This is a genomic window from Alteraurantiacibacter palmitatis, assembly GCF_037154115.1.
GTDB classification, from domain to species: Bacteria; Pseudomonadota; Alphaproteobacteria; order Sphingomonadales; family Sphingomonadaceae; genus Alteraurantiacibacter; species Alteraurantiacibacter palmitatis.
The window spans coordinates 32,112-53,705 of record NZ_JBANRO010000006.1; the positions used below are offsets into that span (position 1 = coordinate 32,112).

At 65.0% G+C, this 21,594-nt stretch carries 24 protein-coding genes; 15 read left to right on the top strand and 9 right to left on the bottom strand.

The window, feature by feature from the left end; translation table 11 throughout:
• Positions 1 to 152: 152 nt before the first annotated feature.
• Positions 153 to 794, bottom strand: a complete 642-nt coding sequence (locus tag WFP44_RS08335; RefSeq protein WP_336926019.1) for a ribonuclease HII — start codon at positions 792 to 794, stop codon at positions 153 to 155.
• Between WFP44_RS08335 and WFP44_RS08340 the strand changes: the two genes are divergently transcribed.
• From WFP44_RS08340 to WFP44_RS08365, 6 genes are all read left to right on the top strand, one after another.
• Entirely contained in the window at positions 793 to 1,974 is a 1,182-nt protein-coding gene (locus WFP44_RS08340) for a PQQ-dependent sugar dehydrogenase (protein ID WP_336926021.1), read from the top strand. The two genes, WFP44_RS08335 and WFP44_RS08340, sit on opposite strands and share 2 nt — an antisense overlap.
• Positions 1,975 to 2,047: 73 nt before the next feature.
• The gene (locus WFP44_RS08345; protein WP_336926022.1) at positions 2,048 to 2,578 is read left to right on the top strand and encodes a GNAT family N-acetyltransferase; all 531 of its coding nucleotides are present in this window, start codon (positions 2,048 to 2,050) and stop codon (positions 2,576 to 2,578) included.
• Between the two features lie 55 nt (positions 2,579 to 2,633).
• Positions 2,634 to 3,233, top strand: a complete 600-nt coding sequence (locus WFP44_RS08350) for a CoA pyrophosphatase (RefSeq protein WP_377922799.1) — start codon at positions 2,634 to 2,636, stop codon at positions 3,231 to 3,233.
• Complete coding sequence (locus WFP44_RS08355; protein WP_336926024.1) at positions 3,230 to 4,393, top strand: CCA tRNA nucleotidyltransferase; 1,164 nt, start codon at positions 3,230 to 3,232, stop codon at positions 4,391 to 4,393. The genes WFP44_RS08350 and WFP44_RS08355 overlap by 4 nt, the downstream gene beginning before the upstream one ends.
• Positions 4,394 to 4,749: 356 nt before the next feature.
• On the top strand, positions 4,750 to 6,198 hold the full coding sequence (locus tag WFP44_RS08360) for a DEAD/DEAH box helicase (protein WP_336926026.1): 1,449 nt from the start codon (positions 4,750 to 4,752) through the stop codon (positions 6,196 to 6,198).
• Positions 6,199 to 6,449: 251 nt separating this feature from the next.
• Positions 6,450 to 6,953, top strand: a complete 504-nt coding sequence (locus tag WFP44_RS08365; protein ID WP_336926027.1) for a hypothetical protein — start codon at positions 6,450 to 6,452, stop codon at positions 6,951 to 6,953.
• Positions 6,954 to 7,016: 63 nt separating this feature from the next.
• On the opposite strand, the gene parC is transcribed toward WFP44_RS08365, so the two are convergent.
• The 4 genes from parC to WFP44_RS08385 form a co-directional block, all read right to left on the bottom strand.
• On the bottom strand, positions 7,017 to 9,317 hold the full coding sequence (parC, locus tag WFP44_RS08370) for a DNA topoisomerase IV subunit A (protein WP_336926029.1): 2,301 nt from the start codon (positions 9,315 to 9,317) through the stop codon (positions 7,017 to 7,019).
• A gap of 78 nt (positions 9,318 to 9,395) precedes the next feature.
• Positions 9,396 to 9,725, bottom strand: a complete 330-nt coding sequence (locus WFP44_RS08375; RefSeq protein ID WP_336926320.1) for a 2Fe-2S iron-sulfur cluster-binding protein — start codon at positions 9,723 to 9,725, stop codon at positions 9,396 to 9,398.
• Between the two features lie 5 nt (positions 9,726 to 9,730).
• Positions 9,731 to 10,804 carry a cysteine desulfurase family protein gene (locus WFP44_RS08380; protein WP_336926031.1) on the bottom strand — a complete coding sequence of 358 codons (1,074 nt, stop codon included), beginning with the start codon at positions 10,802 to 10,804 and terminating at the stop codon, positions 9,731 to 9,733.
• Positions 10,801 to 11,841 carry a cysteine desulfurase family protein gene (locus WFP44_RS08385; RefSeq protein ID WP_336926032.1) on the bottom strand — a complete coding sequence of 347 codons (1,041 nt, stop codon included), beginning with the start codon at positions 11,839 to 11,841 and terminating at the stop codon, positions 10,801 to 10,803. The genes WFP44_RS08380 and WFP44_RS08385 overlap by 4 nt, the downstream gene beginning before the upstream one ends.
• A gap of 97 nt (positions 11,842 to 11,938) precedes the next feature.
• On the opposite strand from WFP44_RS08385, the gene WFP44_RS08390 reads away from it, so the two are divergent.
• Both WFP44_RS08390 and WFP44_RS08395 read left to right on the top strand, forming a co-directional pair.
• A complete protein-coding gene (locus tag WFP44_RS08390; protein WP_336926033.1) occupies positions 11,939 to 12,595 on the top strand; it encodes an alpha/beta hydrolase in 657 nt (218 codons plus the stop codon).
• 181 nt (positions 12,596 to 12,776) lie between these two features.
• The gene (locus tag WFP44_RS08395; RefSeq protein WP_336926034.1) at positions 12,777 to 13,454 is read left to right on the top strand and encodes an energy transducer TonB; all 678 of its coding nucleotides are present in this window, start codon (positions 12,777 to 12,779) and stop codon (positions 13,452 to 13,454) included.
• A 6-nt stretch (positions 13,455 to 13,460) separates the two neighbouring features.
• Here WFP44_RS08395 and WFP44_RS08400 read toward each other — a convergent pair whose 3' ends face one another.
• The gene (locus WFP44_RS08400) at positions 13,461 to 13,688 is read right to left on the bottom strand and encodes a hypothetical protein (RefSeq protein WP_336926036.1); all 228 of its coding nucleotides are present in this window, start codon (positions 13,686 to 13,688) and stop codon (positions 13,461 to 13,463) included.
• 149 nt (positions 13,689 to 13,837) lie between these two features.
• On the opposite strand from WFP44_RS08400, the gene WFP44_RS08405 reads away from it, so the two are divergent.
• A complete protein-coding gene (locus WFP44_RS08405; RefSeq protein ID WP_336926037.1) occupies positions 13,838 to 13,999 on the top strand; it encodes a hypothetical protein in 162 nt (53 codons plus the stop codon).
• A 118-nt stretch (positions 14,000 to 14,117) separates the two neighbouring features.
• Here WFP44_RS08405 and WFP44_RS08410 read toward each other — a convergent pair whose 3' ends face one another.
• The 3 genes from WFP44_RS08410 to WFP44_RS08420 form a co-directional block, all read right to left on the bottom strand.
• A complete protein-coding gene (locus WFP44_RS08410; RefSeq protein ID WP_336926038.1) occupies positions 14,118 to 14,480 on the bottom strand; it encodes a hypothetical protein in 363 nt (120 codons plus the stop codon).
• A gap of 69 nt (positions 14,481 to 14,549) precedes the next feature.
• Positions 14,550 to 15,008 carry a hypothetical protein gene (locus tag WFP44_RS08415; protein WP_336926039.1) on the bottom strand — a complete coding sequence of 153 codons (459 nt, stop codon included), beginning with the start codon at positions 15,006 to 15,008 and terminating at the stop codon, positions 14,550 to 14,552.
• Between the two features lie 51 nt (positions 15,009 to 15,059).
• On the bottom strand, positions 15,060 to 16,670 hold the full coding sequence (locus WFP44_RS08420; RefSeq protein ID WP_336926040.1) for a phosphoenolpyruvate carboxykinase: 1,611 nt from the start codon (positions 16,668 to 16,670) through the stop codon (positions 15,060 to 15,062).
• Between the two features lie 276 nt (positions 16,671 to 16,946).
• Between WFP44_RS08420 and WFP44_RS08425 the strand changes: the two genes are divergently transcribed.
• From WFP44_RS08425 to WFP44_RS08450, 6 genes are all read left to right on the top strand, one after another.
• Positions 16,947 to 17,711 (top strand): response regulator transcription factor, encoded by a 765-nt coding sequence (locus WFP44_RS08425; protein ID WP_336926041.1) that lies wholly within the window; start codon positions 16,947 to 16,949, stop codon positions 17,709 to 17,711.
• Positions 17,712 to 17,729: 18 nt separating this feature from the next.
• Positions 17,730 to 19,286 carry an ATP-binding protein gene (locus WFP44_RS08430; RefSeq protein ID WP_336926042.1) on the top strand — a complete coding sequence of 519 codons (1,557 nt, stop codon included), beginning with the start codon at positions 17,730 to 17,732 and terminating at the stop codon, positions 19,284 to 19,286.
• Positions 19,283 to 19,708 carry an HPr kinase/phosphorylase gene (locus WFP44_RS08435; RefSeq protein ID WP_336926043.1) on the top strand — a complete coding sequence of 142 codons (426 nt, stop codon included), beginning with the start codon at positions 19,283 to 19,285 and terminating at the stop codon, positions 19,706 to 19,708. Before WFP44_RS08430 ends, WFP44_RS08435 begins: the two co-directional genes overlap by 4 nt.
• 76 nt (positions 19,709 to 19,784) lie before the next feature.
• Positions 19,785 to 20,744: an RNase adapter RapZ gene (gene rapZ / locus WFP44_RS08440; RefSeq protein ID WP_336926045.1), complete on the top strand. Its 960-nt coding sequence runs from the start codon at positions 19,785 to 19,787 to the stop codon at positions 20,742 to 20,744.
• A 120-nt stretch (positions 20,745 to 20,864) separates the two neighbouring features.
• Complete coding sequence (locus WFP44_RS08445) at positions 20,865 to 21,269, top strand: PTS sugar transporter subunit IIA (RefSeq protein ID WP_336919895.1); 405 nt, start codon at positions 20,865 to 20,867, stop codon at positions 21,267 to 21,269.
• A 44-nt stretch (positions 21,270 to 21,313) separates the two neighbouring features.
• On the top strand, positions 21,314 to 21,592 hold the full coding sequence (locus WFP44_RS08450) for an HPr family phosphocarrier protein (RefSeq protein ID WP_336926321.1): 279 nt from the start codon (positions 21,314 to 21,316) through the stop codon (positions 21,590 to 21,592).
• Positions 21,593 to 21,594: the final 2 nt, after the last annotated feature.

The window sequence follows — 21,594 nt, forward strand, 5'->3', positions numbered from 1 at the left end:
AGGTCAAGCGGCAATTTCGGCGCGGCGATGCGCAGGCCCCCAGGCTTCAAACGGAACGAAAAGAGTCCGGCACAAGATGTTGAGTCCCTGCGCCATTCACAGACTCGATATGCTGCGGTGTGGCGGCAAGGACTCTGGTCCGCTCAGAAGTTCTAAAAATCCAGCGCAGCCTGCGCGACCGGCGCAAAGCTCATCCGGTGCAAAGGCGTCGGGCCATGGCGGCGCAGCGCCTCCAGATGCTCTTTCGAGCCATAGCCCTTGTTCCGCTCCCACCCATAATGCGGGTAGTGCTGCGCGGCCTCCAGCATCAGACGGTCGCGGTATTCCTTGGCCAGAATGCTGGCCGCGCCGATGCAGGCTTCCTTCCCGTCCCCGCCCACGATGGCGCGCGCAGGCCAGCGCCAGCCGGACGCGCGACCGGCAGGGGTCAGGTTCCCGTCGATCAGCGCGGCGATATCGGCAAGGCCGCTGGCTGCGCACAACCGCTCCACCGCGCGCGTCATGGCCAGCATGGTGGCGGCGAAGATATTGATCCGGTCAATCTCCGCCACATCCACCACGCCGATGCCATAGGCGCAGGTGGCGCGGATTTCCGCCTCCAGCGCGGCGCGCCTGCGCGGTGAAAGACGCTTGGAATCGTCCACGCCCTTTGGTCCCGGCTTGCACAGAATGACCGCAGCCGCCACAACGGGGCCAGCCAGCGGCCCCCTTCCCGCCTCGTCCACACCCGCCACCGGCAGGCCGGGCGCATAGTGGGCCGCGAAATCGATCGAAGAACAACCGGAGAGCACCATGCACAAATCCCTGTCCCTCTCTCTATTCCCCGTGGCGCTGTTTGCCGCAAGCTGCGGCGCGCCCGCGATGGGGGATAGCGTGGCTGTCGCGCAGGTTGTGGCGGGTGAAGCGGTGGAACTGGAAGCTGGATCGCCCTTTGCCGCCAGCGCGCATATCGCCCTGACCGAAGGCTGGGCCATCGCAGTGGAGCCATCCACGGGCAATCTGCTGATTACCGAGAAGGGCGGCACCGCCAAATACTACAATCCCGCAACCGGCGCGGTTCTGCCAGTCCATGGCCTGCCCGAAGTGGGCTATGGCGGGCAAGGCGGGCTTGGCGATGTCGCCTTTGCGCCCGATTATGCGGACAGCGGCATGATCTACCTGTCCTGGGCGCAGAGCGCAGGCGGCGAGGCGCGCCGTGCCGTGGCCGCACGCGGTGCGTTCGCCTGCGATGCGAGCGCCTGCACCATCTCCGGCCTGACCGAAATCTGGCGGCAAGACCCGGCGGTGAATGCCTTCGGCCATTTCAGCCACAAATTCGCCTTCGCGCCCGATGGCAGCCACCTGTTCCTGTCCAGCGGCGACCGGATGCAGCCCGTGCTGCCGCAGCAATTGGACAACAATCTGGGCAAGGTGCTGCGCCTCAACCTCGATGGCACACCTGCCGCCGGCAATCCCTTCGCCGCGCACGGCTCGCCCGCCGATCAGATCTGGTCCTATGGCCAGCGCAATCTGCTGGGCCTGCAATTCGATCTGGACGGCAATCTGTGGGATCTGGAACACGGGCCGCGTGGCGGCGATGAACTCAATCTGGTGGAGCCGGGCAATAATTACGGCTGGCCCACGCGCTCCTATGGCATCAATTACAACGGCGACCCGATCCCCGATCACACCGAGGATGACGGCTTTGTAAAGCCCGCAATCTACTGGAACCCGGTGATCGCACCGGGCGATATGCTGTTCTATCGCGGCGATATGTTCCCCGCATGGCGCGGGCAGGCGCTGATCGCGGCGATGGGCAGCGTGACCAGCATCGTGCGCGTATCGGTGGACGCGGCGAACAACTCCGCGACCGAAGAGGCACGCTACAAGTTCCCGTTCCGCCTGCGCGACATTGCCGAGGCGGCTGACGGATCGCTGTGGCTGGTGGAAGACGGCCCGCGCGGGCGGCTGCTGCACGTGACCGCAGCGGAATAACGGGCAGAATAATCCGCCGGTAACAGCGGTAACATTTGCATGGGCGCGCGGCCCGCTTTATCGGCGCGCGCCCATGGACAAGCTTGCGCCTTCGCTGATTCCCCTCGATGCGGTTGACCCTGCGATGGTCGAGCAACTGCTCGACCGCGCCTTCGGGCCGGGGCGCAAGGCACGCACTGCCTACAAGGTGCGCGGCGATGCACCCTACCTGCCCGCGCTCAGCTTCGGCATGGTGGACGAGGATCGGATGCTGGTCGCCACCATTCAGGCCTGGCCGGTGGCGCTGACCGATGCGCAAGGTCGCGCTTTTCCGCTCATCATGGTGGGGCCGGTGGCGGTGCTGCCCGAAAAGCAGGGCGATGGGTTTGGCACCGCCTTGATGCTGGCGCAGGCGCAAGCGCTGGGCGAAATTGGCAAAGAGGTTGAGCCGCTGCCGCAGGTGCTGATCGGCGATGCCCCCTATTACAATCGCTTCGGCTTTTCCGCCGATTACACCGGCGGCTGGACGCTGCCCGGCCCGTGGGAGGCCGAGCGGCTGCTGCTGCGCTGTGCAAATCCCGCAATTCTGCCGCGCGAAGGCACGCTGGGCCCTTGGAAGCTCTGACACTTCCTGCCATCTGAAGGGCCATGTCCTTCGCCAACCGCCAGTCCCACGCCTGATGGACATATTCGACCGTCTGGCCGACCATTTCGAACGTGGCCACGCGCGCGAGAATGTGACCGTGCTGCCCGGCTTTGCCGTGCGCCTGCCCCCGGTGCTGACGCCGGCCGCGGTGCTGATCGGCATCACCGAACGCAGCGAGCCTGGCGTGATCCTGACGCATCGCCGCGCCGATATGCGCAAACACGCTGGGCAAGTCGCCTTTCCCGGCGGCAAGCTCGATCCGGGCGAGGATGCAGTGGCGGCCGCCTTGCGCGAGGCGAACGAGGAACTGGGCATCGACCCTGCCGATGTGCGCGTGATCGGCACCACCGACCGCTTCGTGACCGGCACGGGGTATGAAGTGACCCCGGTTATCGCCACGCTGCCGCCCGACCTGCCCTTGGTGCCCAACCCGGAAGAAGTTTCCGCCTGGTTCGAACCGCCGCTGGCCTTCGTGCTCGACCCGGCGAACCATGCGCGCAAGGAAGCGGTATTCGAAGGCGCGCTGCATCCCTATACCGAAATCCTATGGGAAGGGCATCGGATCTGGGGCGTGACGGCGGCGATCATCGCCAATCTGGCGCAGCGGCTGAACTGGCTGGAGGACAGGGCATGAACCGCCTGCCCGCCGCCGACTGGACGCAGCGCGAAGATCTTGCCGCGCTGGTGGCTGCACTGGGTGCGGAAAACTTGCGCTGGGTGGGCGGCGCAGTGCGCGACACGCTGCTGGGCCATCCGGTCAAGGATATTGACGCAGCCACTACGCTGCGCCCCGAACAGGTGGTGGACCTGTGCGCGGCCGCCGGCATCCGCACCGTGCCCACCGGCATTGCACATGGCACCGTTACCGCGATCCTGCCCGGCGGCAATGTCGAGGTCACGACCCTGCGGCGCGATGTCTCCACCGACGGGCGGCGCGCCACCGTCGCCTTTGCCGATGACTGGCGTGAAGATGCCGCGCGGCGCGATTTTACCATCAACGCGCTCTATGCCGATCCGGCCACGCTGGAAATTTTCGACTTTTTCGGCGGGCAGGCCGATCTGGCCGCGCGGCGCGTGCGCTTTATTGGCGATGCGCGCCAACGCATTGCCGAAGATCATTTGCGTATCCTGCGCTATTTCCGCTTTCAGGCGCGGTTTGGCGGGATGCTGGATGGCGAGGCGGAGGCTGCCTGCGCTGATCTGGCCAACACGCTGAAGGGGCTGAGCCGCGAGCGCGTGGCGATGGAATTGCTCAGCCTGCTCGCCCTGCCCGATCCTGCCTCCACAGTGGAGCGGATGCAGCGGCTGGGCGTGCTGCCAGTCGTGCTGCCCGAAGCCGATGCTTCCGCGCTGGCCGCGCTCGTGGCCCACGAACAGCGGCTTGGCGCGGCACCCCACGCCCTGCGCCGCATGGCCGCGCTGCTGCCGCGCGACGCAGCGCTGGCGGAAAAGGTCGCAGCACGCCTGAAGCTTTCCGCTGCGCAGAAGAAGCATCTGGCGCTGTGCGCGGGCCGCGAGGAGAGTGATGCGGCCAATCCGCGCGCACTGGCCTATCGCATTGGCCCGGATGCCGCGCGTGACCGGGTGCTGCTGGCCGGCGGCGATCCGGCCGTGCTGGACGGCTGGACCATTCCCGAACTGCCGCTGAAGGGTGGAGAGATCGTCGCGCGCGGTGTGGGTGCCGGGCCGGAAGTTGCCCGCCTGTTGCGCGCGGTGGAGGCCCGCTGGATGGCGGAAGGCTTTCCGGGTCGCGCGCGGGTGGAGGAGATACTCGCCGAGGAATTGGCGCGCTAACCCGTTCGGCAATCCGCCGAACCATAGCGCAAACGCGCGCCCACAGCGGGGGCAGCATTCTGCCCGTCTAGCGAGGATGAAGGGACGGATGGCCCTTATCAAACCAAGAACGCAATTTTCTTGCTTGTTAACGAAACATCCCTATATGCCGCATCAGACCAGCGCGAAACCTTCGCGTGATCCGTTTGCAAGCGTGAGCCTTTCCCAAGTCCAATCGGGAACAGGACCGGCACCGGACAAGTGGTCAATCCGCTGAAAGCTACCCGTGTCACGCTTGGGTCGCCTTTGAAGGCCCCAATCCGCACCCGGAATCCATCCGGCGCGTGCGGACATATGTGAACGAAAGAAAGAGATTCATGTCCTATTTTACCGAACTCGGCCTGGCCAAGCCTATCCTGCGCGCGCTCGAAGCCAAGGGGTATAACGACCCCACGCCGATCCAGCGCCAGGCCATTCCCGCGCTTCTGGAAGGGCGCGACCTTCTGGGCATTGCGCAGACCGGCACCGGCAAGACCGCTGCCTTCTCGCTGCCCAGCCTGCACCGCCTTGCCGCCAATCCGAAGGCCCGCACCCCGCGCGGCTGCCGGATGCTGGTGCTCTCCCCCACCCGCGAACTCGCCGCGCAGATTGCCGACAACATGGTCGGTTATGCCAAATATCTGAATCTTGGCGTGCAGACCGTGTTTGGCGGTGTGCCCGTGGGCAAGCAGATCAGCGCGCTGGGGCGCGGCACCGATATTCTGGTGGCAACACCGGGCCGGCTGCTCGATCTTATCGAACAGCGTGCGCTGGTGCTCGACCACGTCGAAATCTTCGTGCTGGATGAAGCCGACCAGATGATGGATCTGGGCTTTATCAAGCCGCTGACGCGCATTGCCGGCCTGCTGCCGAAACAGCGGCAGAGCCTGTTTTTCAGCGCCACCATGCCGAATGAAATTGCGCAATTGGGCAAGCGGTTCATCACCGATCCGGTGAAGGTGGAAGTCGCGCCGCAATCGACCACCGCCGAAAAGGTGGCGCAATATGTCACCCATGTCGACCAGAAGGAAAAGCAGGCGCTGCTCACCATCTCGCTGAAAAAGGGTCTGGAATCGGGCGATATCGAAAGCTGCCTCGTGTTCACGCGCACCAAGCATGGCGCAGACCGCGTGGTGAAGCATCTGATCGCCGCCGGGATCGAGGCTGCCGCCATTCACGGCAACAAGAGCCAGGCGCAGCGCACCCGCGCGCTCGACGGTTTCCGCGAAGGCCGCGTGCCGGTGCTGGTCGCCACCGATATCGCCGCGCGCGGTATCGATGTGCCCGGCGTGTCGGCGGTGTTCAATTTCGAACTGCCCAATGTGCCTGAACAATATGTCCACCGCATCGGCCGCACCGCGCGCGCCGGCAAGGGCGGCATGGCGATCAGTTACTGTGCAGGCGATGAAAAGACCTATCTGCGCGACATCGTGCGGCTGACCGGCGTGCAGCCGATCGCCGCCCCGCTGCCCGCCAATTTCCTCGAACAGGCCGCGCGCCTGCCCAAGCCTTCGGCCAAGCAATTGGGCGCGGAACATTCGGACGATAACCGCAATGGCGGCTCCAACCGCCGCAGCCGTCAGGCCGAAAGCCGCAACCGCGGCCCGCGCCGCCATCCCGATGTGGCCGTGCGGCCCAAGGGTGCGCGCCCTGCTGCAGCCAGCGCGGAAGGCACGGCGCGTTCGGGCGAAGCCCGGCCTGCCGGTGGGCAGAATACCGGCCAGAACCGCAACCGCAACCGCAGGCGCGGTGGCGGCGGCGGAAGGCCGCAAGCCGCGCTGGCCTGATCTCAAGGCCAGACCGCCGGCACACGCTGGAACTGGCGCACGGCATTGACGGGCCGTGGCTCGGCTCATGGAAGCTGAGCCACGGCCCGTCCCGTTTGGGGTTGTGATCACCTCCCCGATCCTCAAGCTGGAGGGGCGAGGCGCAACTGCCTTCGTCGTCTCCGGTCAGGCCCTGTGCCGTTTCCCCTGCCTTTTGCGGGGTAGGCGGATGCGTGCCTGATGCGGGCGAGACTGGTAAAGAGGATAATGCTTTGAAGACCTATCAGACGATTTTCGCCGCAGCTGCCATGCTGGCTGCGCCGGTGGCCGTGATGGCCCAGGATGTGGGCGCAACGGTAACTGGCAACGATGCCAACCCGATCGGCACGGTCGTTTCGAATGACGGCGCGACTGTGGTTGTCGATACCGGGGCGCACCGTGTGCCGCTGCCGCTTGATGTGTTCGCCAATGGCGAAGGCGGCCCCACGCTGAACACCACCAGGGCCGAACTCGATTCCATCTACGAACGCCAACTGGCCGAAGCTGCCGCCGCCCGCGATGCCGCGCTGGTGGAAGGCGCCAGCGTGGTCACGGCCGATCAGCAGGTGCTGGGCAAGATCGACATGATCGACGGTGACAATATCGTGATCCGCGAAGGCGATTTCGTCGTCACCCTGCCGCGCGAGATGCTGGCAGTTAATGGCGAAGGCGCGCTGATTGCGCTGGCCAGCATGGATGCGATCCAGCAGGCCCTCCAGGCCGCGCAAGGCGGCTGATCCATCGGACAGTTCGATCAGAAAGGCCGGCAGGGATCCACCTTTCCGGCCTTTTTGCTTGGGTCAGAACCGGTTGTCTTTCGGGAACCCCGTCGGCGGCATCCGCCCGGCCGCGCCGCGCGCCACTTTCCACATATGGATTTCGGTCTCGGTGCGGGTGCGCCCGCTGTCGCCGCCCATCGTCCAGCTGAGGCCATCGGCCAGCGTGAAAGTGGTCGCATCGGCCAGGCCACCATCCCGATACCGTTGCAGCGTCACGCCCTGCCCGCGCGCCATTTCGGGCACTTCGTCCAGCGCAAACACCACCAGCTTGCGGTTATCGCCCACCACCGCCACATGGTCATGCGCGGGGGCAATGGGGCGCACCACGGTCAGCCGCGCACCATCCTTCAGATTGACCACCTGCCGGCCCTTTCGCGTTTCGGCCAGCAATTCCTCGGTCCTTGCGGCAAAGCCCTTGCCGATGCTGGAGGCAAGCAGCAATTGCCGCCCCGCTTCATGCACCACCACCGCCACCACGCTGGCGCCCGCATCGATATCCAGCGTGTTGCGCACCGGTTCGCCAAAGCCGCGCGCCGATGGCAGCTTGTCTGCACCGATGGTGAAGAAACGGCCATCATCGCAGGCGAGCAGCAGCTTGTCGGTCGTCTGGCAATGGACGGCAAAACCCGCTTCGTCGCCTTCCTTGTATTTGAAATCGCCGCAACCATCGCTGCCCAGATCGACATGGCCCTTGGCCGCGCGGATCCAGCCCTTTTTCGACAGGATCACCGTTACCGGTTCCTTTTCGATCATCGCGTCCATGCTGAATTCGACCACGGGCGCGGCTTCCGCAATATCGGTGCGGCGGCGGCCCAGCGCGGTGTCAGGCGCATATTCGGCGCGCAGGGCGGCCAGATCGCGCTTCAGCCGCGTGCGCTGCCGCGCGGGGCTGGCGAGCAGCTTTTCCAGCTCGTCCTTCTCGGCCAGCAGATCATCCTTCTCGCGGCGAAGTTCCATCTCCTCCAGCTTGCGCAAGGAACGCAGCCGCATATTGAGTATCGCTTCGGCCTGCCGGTCGGTCAGGGCGAATTCGGCCATCATCACGGGTTTCGGTTCATCCTCGGTGCGGATGATCTGGATCACCCGGTCAAGGTTGAGGAAGGCGATGATATAGCCTTCAACCAGTTCCAGCCGCGCGGCGATCTTGTCCAGCCGGTGCTGGCTGCGGCGTTGCAGGATGTCGATCTGGCTGACCAGCCAGTGCTCCAGCAATTCTTTCAGCCCCATCACCAGCGGCGTGCGCGTGGCATCGAGGACATTGAGGTTGAGGCTGAACCGCGTTTCCAGATCGGTCAGCTTGTAGAGCGATTCCTTGAGCAGTTCGGGATCGACATTGCGGCTGCGCGGCACCAGCACGATGCGGATCGCCTCGTCGCTCTCGTCGCGCACATCTTCCAGAATGGGCAGCTTCTTGTCGGCAATCGCCTGCGCGATCTGTTCGATCAGCTTGCCCTTGGCCACCTGATAGGGGATTTCGGAAATGACGAGCTGCCAGCCGCCGCCCTTGTGCCGCTCGATCCCGGCAAGGCGGTCGGCCTCGTCGCTGGCCTCGGCGGCGTAGAATCGCCCGCGCACACGGAAGCTGCCGCGCCCGGTTTCATAGGCATGGGATATGCTGGCGGGTGAATCCACGATCAGGCCGCCGGTGGCAAAATCCGGCCCCTTGAACACGCCCATCAGTTCGGCATGGGTCACATCGCGGTTGAACAGCACCAGTTCGGCCGCATCGATGATTTCCGCGACATTGTGGCTGGGGATGCTGGTCGCCATGCCCACCGCAATGCCGCTCGCCCCGTTGGCGAGGAGATTGGGGAACAGGCCGGGAAAAATCTCCGGCTCCTCATCCTCTCCGTTATAGGTCGGGATGAAATCAACCGTGCCTTCATCGAGCCCTTCCATCAGGCTCATGGCGGTGCGGGTTAAGCGGCATTCGGTATAGCGGTAGGCGGCGGCGTTATCGCCATCGACATTGCCGAAATTGCCCTGCCCTTCCACCAGCGGATAACGCAGCGTGAACGGCTGCGCGAGGCGCACCATGGCATCGTAAACCGCCACATCGCCGTGCGGGTGGAACTTGCCGATGACATCGCCCACCACGCGCGCCGATTTCTTGAACGCGCTGGAGGGATCAAGCTTGAGGCCCCGCATCGCCCACAGCAGGCGGCGGTGAACGGGCTTCAGCCCGTCGCGCAGATCGGGCAGGCTCCGCGCGGTGATGGTGGAGAGGGCATAGACGAGGTAGCGTTCGGACAGCGCGGCATCGAACGGGGCATCGACAATCGCGTCAAACGGGTCAGCGGCGTCATCATCAAGCGTGGGCATGGCGCTGGCCTAGCAGGGGCAAAGCGGGCCTGCCAGCAAGGATGCGCGCGGTATCAACAGCGTTGGCGAATTGCCCGATCAACGCCCCTGCATATCGTGCGCATCGCGCGGGATGCGCACTTCCAGCCCGTCCAGTTCGGGGGTGAGGATTATCTGGCACGACAGGCGGCTGGTGGCGGACAGATCGGCGGCGAGATCGAGCATATCCTCCTCGTCCTCGCTGGCCGACGGCAGCTTGCCGAACCAGTCTCGCGCGATGATCACATGGCAGGTGGAACAGGCCATCTGCCCCTCGCACGTGCCTTCCAGCGGCATGGCGGCAGCCTGCGCGACTTCGAGCAGACGCTCCCCCGGCTGGGCATCTGCTTCGACCCGGTCCCCGTCGCGCGTGATGAAGTTGATCTTGATGGCGGCTATCCCTGCTGCGATGCCGCGTAATTAATCGCTGCCGCCGCCGCTTCAAGCGATTCCATCGTGGTATAGCGGCCAAAGCCCAGCCGGATGGAGGATTTGGCCTCGGCGTCGCTCAGACCAAGGGCGCGCAGCACATGGCTGGGCCGGCCCGATCCGCTGGCGCAGGCGGACCCGGCCGAAAAGGCGATGTCGCGGCAATCGCTCATCAGCCGCGCCACATCCAGCCCCACGCGCCTGATATTGAGGTTGCCATGCCAGCGTGCATCCTCCGGCCCGTTCAAATCCCAGCCTGCGAACAGCGCGCGCGCCCGGTGCCACAGCTTGGCCATATGCGCCGCGTCCTCCTCCTGCCGCGCCAGCGCCAGTTTCGCCGCCGCGCCAAAGCCTGCGCACAAGGCGGGGCTGAGCGTGCCCGAACGCAAGCCCCCTTCCTGCCCGCCGCCGGTAATCTGCGCATCCAATTCCACCCCATCGGCCAGCCACAGCGCACCGATGCCCTTGGGGCCATGCAGCTTGTGCGCGGACACCGCGATCATGTCTGCCGGGGCCACTTGCAGCTTGCCCGCCGCCTGCACCGCGTCCGACAGGAACAGCGCCCCCGCCGCTTTTGCCCGCGCGGCCCAATGCGCGCTGTCCTGCACCGTGCCGATTTCGTTATTGACCTGCATCACGCAGACCATCGCGGTGCCGTCCGGCAAAGGCGTTTCGGTCTGGACAAACCCCTCGGCATCAACCGGCAGGATATGCGCCCGGCCCAGCGCCTGCGCGGTGTCGAGAACCGCGGCGTGTTCGATGGCAGAGACGGCTATCGCACCCTGCCGCCGCGTTCCCCGCATCGCCAGATTGATCGCCTCGGTCGCGCTGCCGGTGAAGATCACGCGCCCGCCCGGCGGAAACAGCGCCGCCACCCGCTCGCGCGCCAGTTCGACCGCTGCCGCCGCGCTGCGGCCCAGCCGGTGGGTGCTGTGCGGATTGCCGAAGCCATCGGTTTCCGGCCCACCCAGCCAGCGCAGCATCTCCTCGCGCGCTTCGGGCGCCAGCGGCGTGGTGGCCTGGCAATCGAGATAGATCATGCAAGGCTCGCCCATGCGCCCAAGAACGCCGCCAGATCGTCGGGCGTGGTATTCCACCCCAGGCTGACGCGGATCGTGCGCTGCGCTGCGCCAGCGGGCAGGCCCATGGCAGAAAGCACGCGGCTGGGCTTGAGCGAACCCGAAGAGCACGCGCTGCCCGCCGACACGGCAAAGCCCATCGCATCCAGACGGATCACCAGCACCTGCGCCGACAATTGCGGATGAGTGAGCGCCAGAATGTGATCGGCGCGGTCAGCAATGGGCAACAGGCTCGGCTCCAGCGCCGCGGCAAAGGCAAGCCGCTCTGCCGGTGTGGTGCACCATTCGCCCGCCTCCAGCGCGGCGGCAAGGCCCATCGCCGCGGGCAGGTTCTCCGTGCCGCGCCGATACCCCCGCTCATGCCCGCCTGAAGGTTCCAGCAAGCCGTAGTCGCGCACCAGCAGCGCGCCGATCCCCACCGGCCCGCCCAGCTTGTGCGCGGATACGACCACCATATCCGCACCCGCCGGCAAAGGCGCCTTGCCTGCGCTTTGCGACGCATCGGCCAACCACAATCCGCCCGCGTCGTGGATCAGCGCCGCCAATGCCGCTTCATCCTGCCGCGCGCCGGTTTCGGAATTGACCGTCTGGATGGCAACCAGCGGCCGCTCGCGCTGCACCGCTTCGGCCAGCACCAGCGGATCAATGCGCCCATCGGGCAGGACGGCAAGCTGTTCGGCATCGGGCGCCGCGGCCAGCACCGCATCATGCTCTGCCGCGCCCACCAGCCGCGCGCCTGCCTTTGCCCGCCCCAGTGCGATCGCCAGTGCCTCGCTCGCTCCGCTGGTGAAGATGACCTCGCCCTGCCAGCCCAGCGCCGCCTTCACCCGCGCGCGGGCATCTTCCAGCGCAGCCTTCGCCCGCCGCCCTTCGGCGTGGGGGGACGAGGGATTGGCCCAGATGGCAAAGCCTTCCTCCATCGCCGCGTGCGCTGCGGGGCGCAGGGGCGATGTTGCGGCATGATCGAGATAGATGCGGGCAGAAATGGCGGAACTCATCGAATAATTGCGAAACCGGGCATAGTTCCTATATAGCCGCGCACTTGCCCCGCGCCACCCGCGCGGTTCACATCACATATTCAGGTCTGTCCAAACCATGCCCCACGTGATCTTCCCCGGCCCCGAAGGCCGCCTTGAAGGACGCTTTTCCCCCGGCCCGCGCCCGCGCGCGCCCGTTGCCATGATCCTGCATCCGCATTCGCAGGGTGGCGGCACGATGAACGACCGCATCGTGCAGATGATGTACAAGACCTTTGTCGATCGCGGCTTTGCCACGCTGCGCTTCAATTTCCGCGGCGTGGGCAAGAGCCAGGGCAGTTTCGACAACGGCATCGGCGAATTGTCCGATGCAGCATCGGCGCTCGACTGGGTGCAGCAGATCCATCCCGAAGCTTCGGTCACCTGGATCGCCGGCGTATCCTTCGGTGCGCTTATCGGGATGCAATTGCTGATGCGGCGCCCCGAAATCCGCGGCTTCATCTCGGTCGCACCGCCTGCCAATATGTATGATTTCAGCTTCCTTGCCCCGTGTCCGGCCAGCGGCATCTTCATTCAGGGGATGGCGGATACCGTGGTGCAGCCCGCCAGTGTGCAGAAGCTGGTCGACAAGCTGCGCACGCAAAAGCACATCACCATCCACCATGACGAAATCCCGCGCGCCAACCACTTCTTCGAGAACGAGCTGGACGAGCTGAAAGCCTCGGTCGACCGCTACCTCGATTTCCGCCTCGATCCCGCCTGCCCGATCAGCTGATCGGGCACGGGCGCATCATGCCGCCTGCCTTTGCTCCCACCCACCGCCACCTGCGGCGCGCGATGCGTTTGCGGGAGGCGACGCATTTCCCGCTTGTAACAATTTGTCGCAAAATGTAATGTTACATTATTACCTGCTTGCGGCGCCAAGACCGCGAGAGGTCGGGAAAGGAGAATGGCATATGGCTTATCTCGATCATCCGCACACACATCGCCGTCTGGCAGGCGTTGCCGGGGTTGCCGCCGTCCACGCCGTGCTGGCGGTGGGGCTGGCCGCCGGGCTGACGATCACATACACGCTCGCCCCGCCCGAACCGCCGATCAAGGGCGAAACGGTGGTGGTCAAACTGCCCCCGCCGCCCGAGCCGGTACCCGATCCGGTGCAGAACACCCCAACCCCAGCCCCGCCCATCGCGCCGCCGGCACCGATACCGATTCAGCAGGCCGCGCCAATCGACACGGTGATCGACTTCCCGCCCGAACGCGACGTGGCTCGCACGGTGCAGCCGCCCGCCGATACGTTGCCGACGCGGCCTGCCGATCCGCCTGCTCCTGCTTTCACCCCGCGCCCGCCCGTCCCGGCGAATAGCCAGGCAAGCTGGATCACCAATGCCGATTACCCTTCGCTCGCGCTGCGGCGCGAGCTGGAAGGCGATGTTGCTTACGAACTGGTGATCGATCCGCGCGGGAGAGTGAGCGAATGCCGCATCACCGCCAGCAGCGGCCATCGTCTGCTCGACACCGAAACCTGCCGCCTGATCGAACGGCGGGCACGTTTCACGCCGGCCAGCGACGAAAAGGGACAAAGCACGGGCGGCACATGGCGCGGCAGCGTGCGCTGGACGATCCCTGAACGCTGAAGTGTCTCAGGGCGTGGCGCTGCCCTGCGCGGCAGCGTCAGCGCTCACGCCTTCAGCCGGTGCGCTGCCATCCGGAATGCTCCAGATCACCACATTGCCCAGCATCACCACTGCCAGAATCACCATCAGCATGGATTGGCGGTTCGGCCCCAGGCGCCGGTATAGATACCAGGCGCCTGCCAACATGGCGACGGCCCCCAGCATGACGATGGAATAGACAAGATCGCTCATCATACCTCCCCTAGCCCGACTTGGCGTCCCGAACCAGATGGCGGAATTAGGGCAGGCCCAACATGGTCAATTTCAGGTTAAGCGCAGTCCGCAACCCGGCCTTCATCACCTTCGGGCACTCCGCTTTCACCACATGATGAAGGGATGATGAAATGGAAACGCTGTTCCTGCTGACCGCCGCCATCGGCCTTGCTGCCCTGTTCATCGTGCCACATTCCAAGGATCGCACCAAGCGCCTGCTTCAGCGCGGCGGCGCGGCAGCGGCGTTCAGCATCGGCATTTTTGGATCGGTCTTTTCGATGATGGTCTCGTAAATTCACCCGGCGCTTTCGGTCTCCGGATGAATCCCCTGCGCCGCTCGGCGCAGGAAAACGACCCGGCAGGATTGCCCCCCTGCCGGGTCGTCCCGTTTCTGTGTGAACCAAACCGCGCCTATTTCTTGCCGAACAGCCCTTTGGCCATGCCCGCAATGTCGTTCAGCGGATTGCCGTCGCCGTCCTTGTCCAGCATATCGAGCAAGCCCTTGGCCTGCGGATTATCGTTCAGCATCGTGGCAAAGCTGGTCAGCGAGCCTTCGCCGCCAATGTGCTGCACAATGCTGCTCAGCACGCCGGTATCCAGCCCGGTCTGGGCCGATGCGAGTTCCACGGTATCGCCCTGCATCTGGTGCGAACGGCCCAGCGCGGCAATCGCCTTTTCCGCCATGGCAGGAGAAATGCCGACCTTCTCCGCCAGGTTCACCACATCATCCGGCGCGCCGGCCAGGCCCTTCAGCAAACTGTCGAAAACGCTCATTTCTGCACACTCCTTTTCCGTGATGAAGGCGTCAGTCGCACAGTCTGCTCTCCCGGTCTTTGATGCAAGTCAGACTTGGGTGAGCGGACGCAAATCCGGCGGCACAAAGGCACGGCGCGCCGCCACGCTGAACAGCAGTTCGCGCGAATAGAAGCGCAAGGGGTAGTCGCGCTGGCCGCGCGTGCCTGACAGCAGGCGATTGACACGCGCGACCAGCGATCCGCCCCCTTCCTCGGCCAGATGCGCGCGCACGGCATGAATGTAGAAATGCGTGATCGTGGCGTGATAGCCATGGGCGTCATCGTTCACCCCGCCCACCGCCACATTGTAGCGGGCAATCGCGCCGGGCAGGTCGCGGTCTGCATCGAAGGCGGGATATTCGTCCAGCAGGCACAGGCACGCGGCCAGATGAGCCTCGTGCGTCCATTCGGCGCGCGGCAAGCTGGTGTTAAGCAGGCCCGCTGCTACCCGGCGCACCGCCGCGTCATCGGCAAACAGGCGAACGGGGTATTCGCAAGTGGAGGTCATCGGATCGTTCCGGGCTTCGTCAGGGGAAGGCCCGGAACGATCCGAGCCCAATCAGGCAACCGCCGCCGGGGCTGCCTGGCGCACGCCTTCATCGACATGGTCGGCAAATTGCCGGAAATTGTCGACGAAAAGTTGCACCAGCTTTTGCGCGGTTACGTCATATTCGGCCGGATCAGCCCAGGTCGAACGCGGATCGAGAATGGCGCTGTCCACACCCGGAACCGCCACGGGAACTTCGAAGCCGAAATTCTCGTCCTTGCGGAACTCGACATCGTCCATCTTGCCATCGAGCACGGCGTTGAGCAGCGCGCGGGTCGCCTTGATCGGCATCCGGCGGCCAGTGCCATACTTGCCGCCAGTCCAGCCGGTATTGACCAGCCAGCATTCAACCTTGCCATTCGGGCCGCCCTTGGCGATGCGCTCCTTGAGCAGGTTGCCGTAGACGCTCGGGTGGCGCGGCATGAAGGCGGCGCCAAAGCAGGTGCTGAACGTCGCTTCCGGCTCGGTCACGCCGATTTCGGTGCCAGCCACCTTGGCGGTGTAGCCGCTGAGGAAGTAATACATCGCCTGATCGGGCGTCAGCCGCGCGATCGGGGGCAGCACACCGAAGGCATCCGCCGTCAGCATGATCACGTTCGACGGTGCCGGGCCGAGGTTCTTTTCCGAAGTGTTCGGAATGAACTCGATCGGATAGGCGCCGCGGGTGTTTTCCGTCTTGCTGCTGTCGGTGAAGTCCAATTCGCGGGTCGCCGGGTCCATCGTCACGTTTTCGAGGATCGTGCCGAACATCTTCGTGGTGGCGTAGATCTCGGGCTCGCCTTCAGCCGAAAGGTTGATCATCTTGGCATAGCAGCCGCCTTCGAAGTTGAAGACCGCCGTGTCCGACCAGCCGTGCTCGTCATCGCCGATCAGCGTGCGGCTGGCATCGGCGGACAGCGTGGTCTTGCCGGTACCCGACAGGCCGAAGAAAATCGCGCTCTTGCCGTCCGCGCCGATATTGGCCGAACAGTGCATCGGCATCACACCCTGCGCGGGAAGGAGATAGTTCAGCAGGCCGAACACGCCCTTCTTCATTTCGCCCGAATATTCGGTGTTGCCGATCAGGATCAGCTTTTCGGTGAAGCTCACCGCGATCACCGTATCGCTGCGGCAGCCGTGGCGTGTCGGATCGGCCTTGAAACTGGGCAGGTTTATAATGGTATATTCGGGCACGAAGTTCGCCAGTTCTTCCGCCGTCGGGCGGACCAGCAGCGTGCGGATGAACAGGTTGTGCCACGCCATCTGCGTGATGACGCGGACATTGAGGCGGTATTCGGGCTGCGAGCCGCCGAACAGGTCGGCGACGTAAAGCTCGCTCTGCCCTTGCAGTTCCTTGAGGAAGTCCGCCTTCAGCGCCGCGAAATGCGCCTCGCTCATCGGCTGGTTGATCGTGCCCCAATTGATCGTGTTCTCGGTCTCGGCGTCGCGGACGATATACTTGTCCTTCACGCTGCGGCCGGTGAAGCGGCCCGTATCGACCAGCAGCGCGCCGTGCTTTGTCAGCTGGCCCTCGCCCTTCTTCAGCGCGTGCTCCACCAGCGCGGCGGTGCCCAGATTGGCATAAATGGTGGCTGTGCTGGACACACCCAGATCGGCAAGCGAAACAGCAGTGGTATTGGGCACGAAAGGGTCTCCCCGTGAAAAAAGTTCCAAGCTTCCGGACCGCGCTCTCCCACGGTTAGGGTAGGCCCTTAGTTGCGCAGCCACCCCGCGTCAATTTGCCGAAAGGCCGCCGGTGATGGATTTTCCATCTCAGCGCAATCGATCCAGTGCAATACGGCAATCCGTGCCCTAAAACCGCCGGGCGTCCGCCTTGTGGCGCCGCCTGCGAGCGGATAGGGTCGCGTGCGCAGGTGCTGCAGCAATCGTGCAGCAATTCGGATCGGATAGGCAGGCCAAATGAACACCTCGCATGAGACAGCAGCCGATCAGACGCGATCGGCGGATACCCCGCGATCCATCGCGCTGGTGGATGATGATCGAAACATCCTCGCCACCCTGTCGATCGCGCTCCAGGCCGAAGGCTATCTGACCCGCCTGTATAGCGATGGCGAGGCGGCGCTGGCCGCACTTCGATCGAACCCGCCGGATCTCGCCGTGTTCGATATCAAGATGCCGCGCATGGACGGCATGGAATTGCTGCGCCGCCTGCGCGAGACGAGCGATCTGCCGGTGATCTTCCTGACCAGCAAGGACGAGGAGCAGGACGAAGAAGCCGGGCTTGCGATGGGCGCGGACGATTACATCGCCAAGCCGTTCAGCCAGCGCCTGCTGCTGGCCCGCATCCGCGCCATCCTGCGCCGCGCGGGCCCTTCGCAGGCGAGCCAGCCCGATCTGGCCAGCGCCCCGCCGGGCGATGCGGCAATCATGGAACGCGGCCGCCTGCGGATGGACCCGGCGCGCCATCAGGTCACCTGGGACGGCAAGCCCGTGGGCCTGACCGTGACCGAATTCCTCATCCTGGAAGCGCTCGCCACCCGGCCCGGCGTAATCAAGAGCCGCAACCAGTTGATGGACGCCGCCTACCCCGACGATGTGTTCGTGGACGACCGCACGGTGGACAGCCATATCAAGCGCCTGCGCCGCAAGTTCCGCGCGGTGGATGGAACCTTTGGGGCGATCGAGACGCTGTATGGCGCAGGCTACTCCTTCTCCGATGGCTAAGCCGCCCGAGTTCGTCCGATGACGCGCGAGGAATTGAAGGCCGGGCGGCTGGAACGGCTGGCCTTCCCGCTGGGCCAGTCGCTGACAACGCGCATCCTGGCGGTGAACCTGATCCCGCTGCTGGTGCTGGCGGGCGGGCTGTTCTTCCTCGATTCCTACCGCCGGCAATTGCTGGACGAACGCTACAAGCTGGCCCGGATCGAAGCACAGATCACGGCCGAGGCGCTGGCCGGCGCCACCCGTGCGCGGCAGGAAGCGCTGCTGATCCAGATCGGCAAGGAACAGCGTATGCGCCTGCGGATGTTCGACGCCGACGGGCGGCTGTGGGCCGACAGCTTCGTGCTGGCGGAACCCAGCTTCCGTTTCGATGATCCGGTGGCCGAACCATTTCTGGAGGATTTCGCGCGCTGGACAGACCGCGCCGTGAACTTCGCCGTGGGTGCGCCCGCCCCGCCCCGCTATGTCGAACCGGCAAGTCAGGATGCCGATGCCTGGCCCGAACTTGTCCGCGCGCGCGAGCAGGTGCGCACGCAGATTGAGCTCAGGCTGGCGCCCGACGACACACCGGTCATCAACGCAGCGGCCCCGGTCGGCATCAACGGCGCCACGCTGCTGACCACGCGCAACGCCGCCGACATCACGCAATCGGTGCGCAATGCCCGCACGCAATTGCTCACCATCATCGCCTGGGCGCTGCTTGTCTCGATCATATTGTCGCTCTACCTTGCCAGCACGATCATACAGCCTTTGCGCCGGCTGGTGCGGGCCACCGTGCTGGTGCGATCGGGCCGCGAACGCGAGGTGGAAGTGCCACGTATGTCCGAACGCGGCGACGAGATCGGCGTGCTGGCGCGGGCGGTGTCCGACATGACCGCCACGCTGCGCCACCGGATCGATGCGGTGGAAAGCTTTGCCGCCGATGTGGCGCACGAGATCAAGAACCCGCTTGCATCCCTGCGCAGCGCCACCGAAAGCCTGCCCAAGGTCAAGGACGAGGCGCTGCGCACCCAACTGATCGATATTGCAGCCCATGATGTGCAGCGCATCGACCGGCTTGTGACCGACATTTCCGAAGCCAGCCGCGTCGATGCTGAAATCAGCCGCACCCGCTTTGAACCTGTCGATATGGCCACGCTGTTCGCCAATCTGATCACCGCGCGCGAGGACCGCTGCGCCAAGGCCGGGTGCACCATCCGCCTCGAAGCGGACAAGGGCAGCCACAAGGTGATGGGTGTGCCGCTGCGGCTGGAGAGGATTGCCGAAAACCTGCTCGACAATGCGGTGTCCTTCTCTCCGCCGGGCGGCGAAGTTGTGGTGCAAGTGACCCGCCGGGGCGACCGGATCCTTGCCAGCGTGACCGATCAGGGACCGGGGATCGCGCCGGACAAGCGCGAGACGGTGTTCCGCCGTTTTCACTCCGACCGGCCGGAAGGCGAAAGCTTCGGCAACCATTCCGGTCTTGGCCTTGCCATTGCCCGCACCATTGCAGAGGCGCATGGCGGTACGCTGTTCGTCGATGATCCGCTGCCGGGCCAAACCGGCGCGCGGCTGGTGCTGGACTTGCCTGCGGCATGAGCGCGAGCGAAGTGCGGCAGGCAGGCTGCGTGCTGATAGACGGCGTTGCCGTGCTGATCGAAGGTGCATCCGGCACCGGCAAATCCGCGCTGGCACTGGCGCTGATCGACCGGGGAGCGGTTCTTGTCGGGGATGACGGGGTGACGCTGCACAGGCGCGAGGGCCGCATCTGGGCCAGCCCCCCGCCGCATACCGCCGGCCTTATTGAAATCCGCAATGTCGGGATTGCCCGCCTGCCAGCAGGCGAAGGGCCGGTGGGCCTTGTCCTGCGGCTGGACGCGGCCGCGCCGCGCTATGCCGAGGAGCCTGAGGCGGATACGCTTTTGGGCGTATCCGTGCCTTGCCTCACCCTCTTTCCCGATGCCGCCGTGCTGCCGCTGCGCGCCGAATGGGCGGTGCGGCTTTACGCCCAGCAGGCATAGATCGCGCACAGGCCGCGAGGCCGCCCCCACCATAGCCACTTCCCTTTTTCGCACAGCAAGGGCAGAGGCATGGGCCATGGCCAGCAATCCGGCACAGACTCGGCCCGACACAGGTGGCAATTCCGGCTCCAGTTCCGGCAGCGCCAGCGCGCGGCAGCGCATCCTGCTGGTCACCGGGATGCTGGGCGCGGGCAAGACCACGGCGCTGCGCGAGCTGGAGGATCTGGGCTGGGAAGCGATCGACAATTTGCCGATCCAGCTGATCGAGAAGCTGCTCGATCCCGCGGCGCGCTCCTATCCCATGGCATTCGGTTTCGATTGCCGCACACGCGGGTTTGAACCGGGCGGCATTATCGAACTGGTCAAGCATCTGGCCGCGCGCCCCGATCTGGAACTGACCACGCTGTTTCTCGATTGCGCCGGGGCAGAGCTGGCGCGTCGGTTTGACGAGACGCGGCGCCGGCATTTTCTGGCGCAGGATATGCCCGTGCCGCAGGGGATCAAGGCGGAACGCGAATTGCTCAGCCCCTTGCGCCGCTGGGCCGATGTGCTGATCGACACGACCGATTTCACCGTCAACGACCTGAAGCAGCGCATCCGCGAGCAATTCGGCCAGAGCGCGCCCGCCGCCCTGACGGTGATCGTCTCCAGCTTCGGCTATTCTCGCGGGATGCCGCCGGCGGCCGATCTGGTGTTCGATATGCGCTTTCTGGACAACCCGCACTGGGCGCCGGGCCTGAAGGAGCTGACCGGACTGGACGCGCCGGTGGCCGAATATATCGTCGCCAACCCGGTCTTTACCTCGGCCTTTGGCAAGATAAGCGATCTGGTGCTGGAACTCCTTCCACATTATGCGGCGCAGGGCAAAACCTATGTCAACATCGCCTTTGGCTGCACCGGCGGGCGGCACCGTTCGGTCTATTCGGCACAGGCAATGGCAGAAGTCTTGCGCAAGGCGGGCTTTTCGCCCACTGTGTTGCACCGCAATATGGGCTCGCGCGCGGCCGAGCTGGTCGAAGGGTCGCAGCCAGTATGAAGGGAATTGGTTCCTGACGCCACGATGACGGTGACACCATGATTTTGCCGTGATCGGCAGATATCCGCGGAATGTGACAGCTTTTTATCCCATCTTCCCCACTACGAGTTGCACGCAAGCATGATTGGCATGATTCTGGTAACCCATGGCCGCCTGGCCGAGGAATTCGTCAACGCCATGGAACACGTGGTGGGCGCGCAGGCGGACGTCGCCACGGTCTGCATCGGCCCGAATGACGATATGGAACAGCGGCGCGAGGAGATCGCGGCGGCGATCGATCTGGTGGATACCGGGCAGGGCGCGGTGATCCTGACCGATCTGTTTGGCGGCACGCCCTCCAATCTTGCCATCTCGCTGCTCGAACGCGGGCGCACAGAGGTAATCGCGGGGATCAACCTGCCCATGCTGATCCGGCTGGCGGGTGCGCGCAAGGAACTCGACCTCCCCCACGCGGCGGCCGCCGCGCGCGATGCCGGGCGCAATTACATTACGCTGGCTTCCGAATTCCTCGGACAGGATGCATAAGGCAAGCCGACGGCTCCACAGCCGCGCCTTTGGGGGAGGGTAATCTGGCAGAAGCAGCGAAAACCGTGGGCATCGTGAACAAGCGCGGTCTGCACGCGCGCGCCAGCGCGAAGTTCGTGGGCGCGGTGGCGCAGATGGACGGCGTGCGCGTGACCGTGGCCAAGGACGGGCACGAGGCAAACGGCAATTCAATCCTGGGCCTGATGATGCTGGGCGCAGCGATGGGCGATCATGTCGAAATCCGCGTGGCCGGGGACGGGGCCGAGGCGCGCCTTGCCGAACTGGTTGCGCTGGTCGAAGACGGCTTTGGCGAAGACAGGTAACG

Excerpts from the sequence above, each read along its gene's own strand:
- WFP44_RS08340 (WP_336926021.1), top strand. The coding sequence starts at position 793 with ATGCACAAATCCCTGTCCCTCTCTCTATTCCCCGTGGCGCTGTTTGCC.
- WFP44_RS08405 (WP_336926037.1), top strand. The coding sequence starts at position 13,838 with ATGGAAACGCTGTTCCTGCTGACCGCCGCCATCGGCCTTGCTGCCCTG.
- WFP44_RS08425 (WP_336926041.1), top strand. The coding sequence starts at position 16,947 with ATGAACACCTCGCATGAGACAGCAGCCGATCAGACGCGATCGGCGGAT.
- rapZ (WP_336926045.1), top strand. The coding sequence starts at position 19,785 with ATGGCCAGCAATCCGGCACAGACTCGGCCCGACACAGGTGGCAATTCC.
- WFP44_RS08435 (WP_336926043.1), top strand. The coding sequence starts at position 19,283 with ATGAGCGCGAGCGAAGTGCGGCAGGCAGGCTGCGTGCTGATAGACGGC.
- WFP44_RS08430 (WP_336926042.1), top strand. The coding sequence starts at position 17,730 with ATGACGCGCGAGGAATTGAAGGCCGGGCGGCTGGAACGGCTGGCCTTC.
- WFP44_RS08400 (WP_336926036.1), bottom strand. The coding sequence starts at position 13,688 with ATGATGAGCGATCTTGTCTATTCCATCGTCATGCTGGGGGCCGTCGCC.
- WFP44_RS08445 (WP_336919895.1), top strand. The coding sequence starts at position 20,865 with ATGATTGGCATGATTCTGGTAACCCATGGCCGCCTGGCCGAGGAATTC.
- WFP44_RS08385 (WP_336926032.1), bottom strand. The coding sequence starts at position 11,841 with ATGAGTTCCGCCATTTCTGCCCGCATCTATCTCGATCATGCCGCAACA.
- WFP44_RS08355 (WP_336926024.1), top strand. The coding sequence starts at position 3,230 with ATGAACCGCCTGCCCGCCGCCGACTGGACGCAGCGCGAAGATCTTGCC.
- WFP44_RS08415 (WP_336926039.1), bottom strand. The coding sequence starts at position 15,008 with ATGACCTCCACTTGCGAATACCCCGTTCGCCTGTTTGCCGATGACGCG.
- WFP44_RS08345 (WP_336926022.1), top strand. The coding sequence starts at position 2,048 with ATGGACAAGCTTGCGCCTTCGCTGATTCCCCTCGATGCGGTTGACCCT.
- WFP44_RS08350 (WP_377922799.1), top strand. The coding sequence starts at position 2,634 with ATGGACATATTCGACCGTCTGGCCGACCATTTCGAACGTGGCCACGCG.
- WFP44_RS08395 (WP_336926034.1), top strand. The coding sequence starts at position 12,777 with ATGGCTTATCTCGATCATCCGCACACACATCGCCGTCTGGCAGGCGTT.
- WFP44_RS08380 (WP_336926031.1), bottom strand. The coding sequence starts at position 10,804 with ATGATCTATCTCGATTGCCAGGCCACCACGCCGCTGGCGCCCGAAGCG.
- WFP44_RS08360 (WP_336926026.1), top strand. The coding sequence starts at position 4,750 with ATGTCCTATTTTACCGAACTCGGCCTGGCCAAGCCTATCCTGCGCGCG.
- WFP44_RS08410 (WP_336926038.1), bottom strand. The coding sequence starts at position 14,480 with ATGAGCGTTTTCGACAGTTTGCTGAAGGGCCTGGCCGGCGCGCCGGAT.
- WFP44_RS08390 (WP_336926033.1), top strand. The coding sequence starts at position 11,939 with ATGCCCCACGTGATCTTCCCCGGCCCCGAAGGCCGCCTTGAAGGACGC.
- WFP44_RS08335 (WP_336926019.1), bottom strand. The coding sequence starts at position 794 with ATGGTGCTCTCCGGTTGTTCTTCGATCGATTTCGCGGCCCACTATGCG.
- parC (WP_336926029.1), bottom strand. The coding sequence starts at position 9,317 with ATGCCCACGCTTGATGATGACGCCGCTGACCCGTTTGACGCGATTGTC.